The following is a 9714-nucleotide window of genomic DNA, read 5'->3' on the forward strand; positions in this document are numbered from 1 at the left end:
TCTGCTTCATGAGCACGGAAACCGCCGCCATTGACTACCACGCCCTCGTCGAAGCCGAGGCGGCGGCCCTGTTCGAGGCGGCGGCGCAGTATCTGAAGCCGGAAGACGTGCAGCTGCTGCGGCAGGCGTTCGAGACCGCCCGCGAAGCGCACGAGGGACAGACCCGCAAGAGCGGCGAACCCTACATCACCCACCCGCTGGCGGTGGCCAGCATGCTCAGCGAATGGCGGCTGGATGCCCAGGGGTTGGCCGCAGCGCTGATGCACGACGTGCTGGAAGACACCGGCGTCACCAAGCCGACACTGGTGGAGCAGTTCGGCCGCACCATCGCCGACCTGGTCGACGGCTTGTCCAAGCTGGAAAAGCTGGAATTCCAGAGCAAGGAAACCGCGCAGGCGGAGAACTTCCGCAAGATGGTGCTGGCGATGGCACGCGACATCCGCGTCATCATCGTCAAACTGGCGGACCGGCTGCACAATATGCGCACGCTGGACGCCATGCGCGAGGACAAGCGCCAGCGCATCGCGCTGGAAACGCTGGAAATCTACGCACCGATCGCCAACCGCATCGGCCTGAACCGGGTCTACCGCGAGCTGCAGGATCTGGCGTTCAAGCACCTGTACCCGCACCGTTACCAGGTGCTGTCCAAGGCGGTACGCGCCGCCCGTGGCAATCGCCGCGAAGTGGTGGACAAGATCCTGCGCGCCGTCAGCCAGCGGCTGGTGGAGTCCAATATCGAGGCCACCATCAAGGGCCGCGAAAAGAATCTCTACAGCATCTACAAGAAAATGCAGGAAAAACACCTGTCGTTTTCCGAGGTGCTGGACATTTACGGCTTCCGCATCATCGTCAAGGACAACCCCAGCTGCTACCTGGCGCTGGGCGCGCTGCACAGCCTGTACAAGCCGATTCCGGGCAAATTCAAGGATTACATCGCCATTCCCAAGGGCAATGGCTACCAGAGCCTGCACACCACCCTGTTCGGCCCGTTCGGCACGCCGGTGGAAATGCAGATCCGCACCCGCGAAATGAACGCAGTGGCGGAGGCCGGTATTGCCTCGCACTGGATGTACAAGTCCGGCGACGCCAGTATCGATGCCGCCAAGCAGCGCACCCACCAGTGGCTGCAGAGCATTCTCGACATGCAGGCGGAAAGCGAGGACGCGGTCGAGTTCCTGGAACACATCAAGATCGACCTGTTCCCGGACGAACTGTACGTGTTCACCCCCAAGGGCAAGATCATCGTGCTGCCGCAGGGCTCCACCCCGGTGGATTTCGCCTATGCGGTACATACCGACGTCGGCCACCGCTGCATCGCCGCCCGCGTCAACCACAACCTGGTGCCGCTGCGCACCGCGCTGCGCAATGGCGACACGGTGGAGATCATCACCTCCACCCAGGCCAAGCCCAACCCGTCGTGGCTGAACTTCGTGCAGAGCGGCCGCGCGCGCTCCGGCATCCGCAACTACCTGAAAACCCTGCAACAGCAGGATGCAGTCCTGCTGGGGCAGAAGCTGCTGCGCCAGGCCGCCAGCGCGCTGTCGCCGTTCGAGCTGGAACTCACCCCCGAGCTGGAAGACGCGCTGATGCGCAAGCTGGGCGAGCACAACCGCCGCTTCAACGACGTGCTGATCGACATCGGCACCGGCAAACAGTTGGCCGCAGTGGTGGCGCGCAAGCTGCTGGAGCTGTCCGGCCAGCAACCGGGCGAACAGAGCATCGGCCCGATCGCGGTGCGCGGCAACGAGAGCGGCGGCATCCACCTGTCCAATTGCTGCAACCCGATCCCGGGCGACCAGATCGTCGGCGTGATCCGCAAGGACCAGGGGCTGATGATCCATCGCAGCGACTGCAGCAATGTGCAGCGCATCGAAGCCGACAAGCTGCTGGAAGTGCGCTGGGAGGCGCAGAAAGAGCGCATGTTCGGCGTCAACATCAGCATCATCGCCTTCAACCAGCGCGGCGCGCTGGCCGATATCGCCGCCGCCATTTCGCACGCCTCGGCCAATATCGAGACCGTGGACACGCAGGACAATCACAGTAACGACGGCTACATCCACATCCACTTCCGCCTGCAGGTGGAAAACCTGCCGCACCTGGAAAAGGTGCTGGCCGCAGTTCGCCAGGTGGATGTGGTGCAGCGCGCAGAACGACGCTAGACAAACATGCCCACCATCCAGCTCAACGGCGAAAGCCGCCAGTTCGACGCCAGCATCACCACCCTTTCCACCCTGGTTGCCGCCCTTGATCTGGGCGGCAAGCGCATTGCCATCGAACGCAATGGCGAGATCGTGCCGCGCAGCCTGCATGCCGCCACCGTGCTGCACGATGGCGACGCGCTGGAAATCGTGGTGGCCGTCGGCGGCGGCTAAGACAGACACCAGAACCAATATTCAAAAGGGACAACAGCGTGCAACAAGATGCATTGGTGATTGCCGGCAAGCGCTATCAATCACGCCTGCTGGTCGGCACCGGCAAGTACAAGGATTTCCAGCAAACCGCCGAAGCACTGGATGCCTCCGGCTGCGATATCGTCACCGTTGCCATTCGCCGCGTGAACCTCGGCCAGAACGCCAACGAGCCGAATTTGCTGGACTTTTTGCCGAAAAACCGGTATACACTGCTGCCCAACACGGCGGGCTGCTACAGCGCCGAGGATGCGGTACGCACCCTGCGCCTGGCCCGCGAACTGCTGGACGACCACCGGCTGGTCAAACTCGAAGTACTGGGCGACCCGAACAACCTGTTCCCCAATGTGCGCGAAACGCTGAAAGCCGCCGAAACGCTGGTGGCCGAAGGCTTTGATGTAATGGTGTACACCTCGGACGACCCGATCGTCGCCCGCGAACTGGAACAGATCGGCTGTTGCGCCATCATGCCGCTGGCCAGCCTGATCGGCTCCGGCATGGGAATTCTGAATCCGTGGAACCTGCAGCTCATCATCGAGCAATCGCAGGTGCCTGTATTGGTGGATGCCGGTGTCGGCACCGCCTCCGATGCCGCCATCGCCATGGAACTGGGCTGTGACGGCGTACTGATGAATACCGCCATTGCCGCCGCACAAGACCCTGTGCGCATGGCGATGGCCATGAAACTGGGAGTCCAGGCCGGGCGTGAAGCCTATCTGGCCGGACGGATGCCTAAACGCTTTTATTCGGCGACACCTAGCTCGCCACGTGAGGGGGTGATCTCTTCCCGTCAGGGATGATGCGCAGCGCACACTTTTATCCGTTGCCACGCATCGTAGCTTTTACAAAAGCTACAACGTTGTTTACAATAGTCATTTCCCTCGGGGCGAACCGTTAATGACATTCGCCTCAAGCCAAAGAATTTAAGGACTTCAGCTAAATGCCGACTATCCGCGTTAAAGAGAATGAGCCGTTTGAAGTTGCCATGCGTCGCTTCAAGCGCGCAATCGAAAAAACCGGTCTGCTGACCGAACTGCGCGCCCGCGAGTTCTACGAGAAGCCGACCGCTGAGCGCAAGCGCAAGAAAGCTGCTGCCGTTAAGCGCCACTACAAGCGCATCCGCAGCCAGCAACTGCCGCCGAAGCTGTACTAAGCTTCAACGGCTGTTCGCCAGAAAACCGCAGGAGTGTCCTGCGGTTTTGTCATTTACGTTGGCCGCAAGCATTGCGGCCAACTTCGCCTCTAGCCTGGACACGATCATGAGCCTGAAAGCCCGCATTGCCGACGACATGAAAACCGCGATGAAAGCCCGCGACGCCGAGCGCCTGGCCACCATCCGCCTGCTGATGGCCGCCATCAAGCAAAAGGAAGTGGACGAGCGCATCGAGCTGGATGATGCCGCCGTCACCGCCGTGATCGAGAAAATGGTCAAGCAGCGCCGCGACTCCATCACCCAGTACGAGGCCGGCAACCGCCCGGACCTGGTGGCCAAGGAGCAGGCCGAGCTGGTCGTGCTGCAGGACTACATGCCGCAGCCGCTGGGCGAAGCCGAGATCGAAGCCATCCTCGATGCCGCCATCGCCAGCACTGGCGCCGCCGGCGCCAAGGACATGGGCAAGGTAGTAGCCGCGGTGAAGCCGCAGGTGGCCGGCCGTGCCGACATGGGCGCCGTCTCCGCGCGCATCAAGGCCAAACTGGCCGGCTAAGCGCAGCGGATGATCCCGCAGGACTTCATCGATCAGCTGCTGACCCGCGTCGACATCGTCGACGTGGTGGATCGCTGCGTCCCGCTGAAGAAGGGCGGCCAGAACTACATGGCCTGCTGCCCGTTCCACAAGGAAAAGTCGCCCTCCTTCACCGTCAGCCCCAGCAAGCAGTTCTACCACTGCTTCGGCTGCGGCGCGCATGGCTCCGCCATCGGCTTCGTGATGGAGTACCAGGGTCTGCCCTTCGTCGATGCGGTGAAGTTCCTCGCCGACAGCATCGGCCTGCCGGTGCCGCAGCAGGAGCGTGCGGCCAACCCTGAGGTGGTGCGTGCCGCGCGCGCCAAACAGCTGTCGCTGGAAGATGCGCTCAGCCGCGCTGCCGCCTTCTACAAGCAGCAGCTGAAAAGCGCGCCCAACGCCATCGCCTACCTGAAGGGCCGCGGCCTTACCGGCGAGATCGCCGCCCGTTACGGCCTGGGCTACGCCCCGGATGGCTGGCAGAACCTGGAAGCCATCGCTGGCGACTACAACGACAGCGCGCTGGTGGACAGCGGCCTGGTGATCGTGGCCGAGGACAGCGGCCGCCGCTACGACCGCTTCCGCGATCGCGTGATGTTTCCGATCCGCAACCAGCGCGGCGCCATCATCGGCTTCGGCGGCCGCGTGCTCGGCAAGGGCGAACCCAAGTACCTGAACTCGCCCGAGACGCCGTTATTCGAAAAGGGCCGCGAGCTGTACGGCCTGTACGAGGCGCGCCAGGCCGTCCGCGGCGCCAACGCCGTGCTGGTGGTGGAAGGCTATATGGACGTGGTGGCGCTGGCACAGTACGGCGTGGAATACGCGGTGGCCACGCTGGGCACCGCCACCACCGGCGAGCACGTGCGCAAGCTGCTGCGCCATGCCGACCAGGTGTATTTCTGCTTCGATGGCGACAAGGCCGGACAGAAAGCCGCCTGGCGCGCACTGGAAAACAGCCTGCCGCAGCTGGTGGACGGCAAGGCGCTGCACTTCCTGTTCCTGCCGCAGGAGCACGACCCGGACAGCTATATCCGCGAGTTCGGCCGCGAGGCGTTCGAGCAGGCGCTGCAGGAGCAGAGCATCCCGCTGTCCGCCTACTTCATCCGCCAGCTGTGCAGCGACATCGACCTCTCCGCGCCGGAGGGCCGCGCCGAGCTGATCAAGCAGGCCAAACCCTTGCTTGATCAGATAGCCGCCCCCATGTTGGGCTATATCATCAGAAAGCGCCTCGCCGAACTGGCCCAGGTCGACGTCGACGAGCTGGACATGCTGCTGGGCAGGCCGCGCAGCGAGCGCAAGGGCCGCCGCAACTATCAGCTGCCACGCGACTCCAACCGTCCAGAGAGTACGCCGATGGTACGGCGCGAGATCAAGTGGGCGCTGATGAACCCGGACTGGGCGCACCATATCGATATTCGCGAAAGCCAGATTTATGAAGGCGAGATGGCAACGCTGGTCGCCATCATCGAACGCATCCAGGCCAGCGAGGCGTCGCCCAGCAGCGCGCAACTGGCCGAGTCGTTCCGCCACAGCGAACACGAAGCCGTCATCGACTCCGTGCTGCAGGAATCGCTGCGCGAGCCGGAGGAATTTGCCAACCCCGACGAACGCGACCGGGAAAACTTTGTGCAAGGCTTTGCCCGCCTGATGGCGCGCTACGACCAGGAGCTGGTCACCGCACTGTCCAACAAGGGCTATGAACACCTGAGTCAGGAAGAGCTACAACTACTGCGCACCCTGCTTGCTCGCCGCGCCCGCCCCACCGGCGGCTGAGCCAGACGGGCAACACATGGTTGTGTTATAATCAATTGTTTTTTTCGGCTTTTTTCGAGCAGGAAACCAAATGGCGTTATCTCCCGATACCAAAAAACAGAACAACGAACCGGCAACCGAGCCCATGAGCCTGGAAGAGCAGCGTAAACGGCTGCGCCAGCTGATTGCGCTGGGCAAGGAACGTGGTTACCTCACCTACGCTGAGATCAACGACCACCTGCCCGAAGATGTGTCCGACGCCGAACAGATCGAAAACATCGTCACCATGATCGGTGGCCTTGGCATTCAGGTCTACGAAGAAGCCCCGGATGCAGAGACCCTGCTGATGTCCGATGCCACCCCGCCGGTGGCAGACGAAGACGCCGTGGAAGAAGCCGAAGCCGCACTGTCCTCGGTGGACTCCGAATTCGGCCGCACCACCGACCCGGTGCGCATGTATATGCGCGAAATGGGCTCGGTCGAGCTGCTGACCCGCGAAGGCGAGATCGTCATCGCCAAGCGCATCGAGGAAGGCCTGAAGTTCATGATTCAGGCGCTGTCCGCCTGCCCGGGCTCGGTGGCCGAAGTACTGGCGCTGATCAGCCAGGTGGAAGCCGGCGAACTGCGTATCGACGAAATCATCGACGCCATGATCGACCCGGAAGCGGAAACCGCACCGGAAGTAGAGTTCAGCGAACCGGCCGATGACGACGCGGAAGTGGACGAAGACGAAGAAGACGAAGAAGACGAAGAGACGGCAGAAGACACCGCCGCCATCAACGAAGCCAATCTGGAAGAACTGAAACAGGAAGCGCTCGCCCACTTCGCCCAGATTCGCGAACACTACGACGCACTATTGGCCGCACTGGAAAAGCATGGTTACGGCAGCAAGCAATACACCGCCGCGCAGGAAGCCATCACCGAGCTGTTCATGGGCATCCGCTTCTCCACGCGCCAGATCGAGAGCCTGTGCGACAAGCTGCGTGAGCGCGTCAACGGCATCCGCAAGCTGGAACGCGAGATTCAGGATATCTGCGTTACCCGCGTGCGCATGAAGCGCGATCACTTCATCAAGTCCTTCCCGGGCAACGAGTGCAATCTCGACTGGGTGGAGAAAGAGATCGACAGCGGCAAGGACTGGTCCGAGACCCTGTCGCGCTTCAAGTACGCCATCATCGAAAAGCAGAGCAAGATTGCCGACCTGCAAAAGCAGGCGATGATGAGCATCGAGCAGCTGAAGGAAATCAACCGCCGCATGTCGTCGGGCGAAACCAAGGCCCGCCTGGCCAAGCGCGAGATGATCGAGGCCAACCTGCGCCTGGTGATCTCCATTGCCAAGAAGTACACCAACCGCGGCCTGCAGTTCCTCGACCTGATCCAGGAAGGCAACATCGGCCTGATGAAGGCGGTGGACAAGTTCGAATACCGCCGTGGCTACAAGTTCTCCACCTATGCCACCTGGTGGATCCGTCAGGCCATCACCCGCTCCATCGCCGACCAGGCACGCACCATCCGCATCCCGGTGCACATGATCGAGACCATCAACAAGATGAATCGCATCAGCCGGCAGATCCTGCAGGAATCCGGCCGCGAGCCGGATCCGGCGGAACTGGCGGAAAAGATGGAGATGCCGGAAGACAAGATTCGCAAGATCATGAAGATTTCCAAAGAGCCGATCTCGATGGAAACCCCGATCGGCGATGACGACGACTCCCATCTCGGCGACTTCATCGAGGACTCGGTCACCGTGGCGCCGGCGGAAGCCGCCATGTACGCCAGCCTGCGCGATGCCACCAAGGAAGTGCTCGACTCGCTGACCCCGCGTGAAGCCAAGGTGCTGCGCATGCGCTTCGGCATCGACATGAACACCGACCACACGCTGGAAGAGGTGGGCAAGCAGTTCGACGTGACGCGTGAGCGCATTCGTCAGATCGAAGCCAAGGCCCTGCGCAAACTGCGCCATCCGACTCGCTCCGAGCGGCTGCGCAGCTTCCTGGACAACGAACCGGGTAACCAGTAAGCCTTTCATCTGGTATAATCGCCGGCTCTGGGGCCTTTAGCTCAGTTGGTTAGAGCAGAGGACTCATAACGGTTTGGTTGAATTTTAAAAACTCAATTAAATCAATAGCTTGTGCGTTCAGCTAAGGCAGAAAAAGCAGTCAAGGCTACACATAGGCTACAAATGACCCCGAATCAGGTGTAGCCAAGTGCAGTAAAATTCGTAGTTTGAGGGCCTCTAGCTCATGCTTGGTTAGAGCAGCGGACTTAACATGTGATCTCCTACGACTCGCAAGAGGACGGAGAGCACAGATTGGGTTGCCTTGGGGTAAGTTAGCTCTGCCCCTTGGTAGAACTGCTCAAATTCGGGGAAACCTCTGTTGCGAAAGCAGCGTGGCAATCCCGAGCGAAGCTCTCGGTTAGAGAGAACGTGTAGAGACTGTACGGGCAGGTCGTAAAGACAAGAGACAGTCCAGACCACAAACCCGAAAGGGGTGGCGAAAGCCATAGTTGGTAAGCATAATCCGTTGGTGCCGGGTTCGACTCCCGGGGGGCCCACCACATATCAAACCGCCGTGCGAGAGTACGGCGGTTTTTTATTATACGAAAGCCACCGTTGTAACTAACGGTGGCTTTCGCTGTTTTTGGATCCGTTAGCTACATATTGACTACTATAGTCTGAAGACCCTGTAAGCAAAATTGCATACCATGGTATGCATGGACCAAAAGAATTCTTTAATCGTTCAAATCGGTTTTGAAATTGCCAATAGAAGGCGCCTGCTTGGTATGTCCCAAGAGCAATTGGCGTTCACTGCGGGACTGCATCGGACCTATATAAGTTTGGTGGAAAGGGGATGTAAAAGTCCTACGATCACTACGCTTGAGTCGATAGCAGCCTCTTTGGGTGTTCCTGCGTCCGAAATCCTAAAATCAGCCGAAGACAATGTCGGCAAACTTGCTGAGGGCTAAATGGTTCGAACGAATGCAGTGCGTTTGTATAGCGTTGAGGCTTTTGAGCCGGTAAATGACTTTAATTCAAAAATTGTCCAATGGCTTAACGAGGACATTGTAGTTCGTGAGCACAATCCACCTGCCGCATTTTCTCCTGTGAGAATTCAATTGGATAACGCAATCCGCGGCTTGCAAGGTCCAGCGATGCGAGGTGTTTGTCGAGATCAACTATCAAATTTGACCAATACCCTCTTAAGTATTGACTTGGGAGAATATTTGCAAGAACGACTGTCTGATGATCAGATTAACGAGTCTGGATTTAGGACGGCTCGCTCACAAGGTCAGGCCAAAAATAATGGGGAAAATTTTGTAAATGCCATCGTTTACTTGCTGGCAAACCTACTTTCGCACCAGGATGAGGTATTGGTCGACAAAGGAACTCCCCCTGGACTTAAAAATACACTTTCTTTTCGTAGAGTGATAGATCTACAAAATTCTGGTGAGGCCGGGTTCAATATCAATATTGAATGTGATTTCGCAATATTTTCAAGAAGCAATCCTTTAAATGCAATAGTTATTAGTGCCAAAACGAGGCTTAAGGAGGTGTTTCACGTTGGAACGATGTGGAAATTATTTTTTGATATGGTGAGTGATCAACATTGCGTGAGTAAATGGAACTTACAGGATGTCGGCGATGTGAGCAGAATCGATTACTGTTTTGCTACTGCTGACATGATTCCTCCTGGTGGCGCAAGAACGCAGGGACCTGATGTTGAGAGGGATGCTCCTCGCAATCTGATTGAATCGCCCCTCCTTTCCTAGACACCTCAAGAGCCTCACACTAGGCCCTACAAGGAGGTGTCATGAGCAGGCAGCGTTTC

At 59.2% G+C, this 9714-nt stretch carries 9 protein-coding genes; all 9 read left to right on the top strand.

Features of this window, described 5'->3' with window-relative positions; translation table 11 throughout:
* The first annotated feature begins 8 nt into the window (after nucleotides 1–8).
* The 9 genes from ACFOLG_RS06990 (at nucleotide 9) to ACFOLG_RS07030 (ending at nucleotide 9655) form a co-directional block, all read left to right on the top strand.
* Nucleotides 9–2159, top strand: a complete 2151-nt coding sequence (locus tag ACFOLG_RS06990; RefSeq protein WP_386090018.1) for a RelA/SpoT family protein — start codon at nucleotides 9–11, stop codon at nucleotides 2157–2159.
* A 6-nt stretch (nucleotides 2160–2165) separates the two neighbouring features.
* On the top strand, nucleotides 2166–2372 hold the full coding sequence (thiS, locus tag ACFOLG_RS06995) for a sulfur carrier protein ThiS (protein WP_386090021.1): 207 nt from the start codon (nucleotides 2166–2168) through the stop codon (nucleotides 2370–2372).
* 17 nt (nucleotides 2373–2389) lie between these two features.
* Nucleotides 2390–3208, top strand: a complete 819-nt coding sequence (locus ACFOLG_RS07000) for a thiazole synthase (protein WP_449369283.1) — start codon at nucleotides 2390–2392, stop codon at nucleotides 3206–3208.
* Between the two features lie 140 nt (nucleotides 3209–3348).
* Entirely contained in the window at nucleotides 3349–3561 is a 213-nt protein-coding gene (gene rpsU / locus ACFOLG_RS07005) for a 30S ribosomal protein S21 (protein WP_088966472.1), read from the top strand.
* Between the two features lie 106 nt (nucleotides 3562–3667).
* The gene (locus ACFOLG_RS07010) at nucleotides 3668–4114 is read left to right on the top strand and encodes a GatB/YqeY domain-containing protein (RefSeq protein WP_386090025.1); all 447 of its coding nucleotides are present in this window, start codon (nucleotides 3668–3670) and stop codon (nucleotides 4112–4114) included.
* 9 nt (nucleotides 4115–4123) lie between these two features.
* Complete coding sequence (gene dnaG / locus ACFOLG_RS07015) at nucleotides 4124–5905, top strand: DNA primase (protein ID WP_386090028.1); 1782 nt, start codon at nucleotides 4124–4126, stop codon at nucleotides 5903–5905.
* Between the two features lie 70 nt (nucleotides 5906–5975).
* Nucleotides 5976–7904 carry an RNA polymerase sigma factor RpoD gene (gene rpoD / locus ACFOLG_RS07020; RefSeq protein WP_386090031.1) on the top strand — a complete coding sequence of 643 codons (1929 nt, stop codon included), beginning with the start codon at nucleotides 5976–5978 and terminating at the stop codon, nucleotides 7902–7904.
* Between the two features lie 695 nt (nucleotides 7905–8599).
* Complete coding sequence (locus tag ACFOLG_RS07025) at nucleotides 8600–8851, top strand: helix-turn-helix domain-containing protein (protein WP_386090033.1); 252 nt, start codon at nucleotides 8600–8602, stop codon at nucleotides 8849–8851.
* Nucleotides 8852–9655 carry a hypothetical protein gene (locus tag ACFOLG_RS07030; RefSeq protein WP_386090036.1) on the top strand — a complete coding sequence of 268 codons (804 nt, stop codon included), beginning with the start codon at nucleotides 8852–8854 and terminating at the stop codon, nucleotides 9653–9655.
* The last annotated feature ends 59 nt before the right edge of the window (nucleotides 9656–9714 follow it).

Source organism: Vogesella facilis, assembly GCF_042648525.1.
GTDB lineage: Bacteria > Pseudomonadota > Gammaproteobacteria > Burkholderiales > Chromobacteriaceae > Vogesella > Vogesella facilis.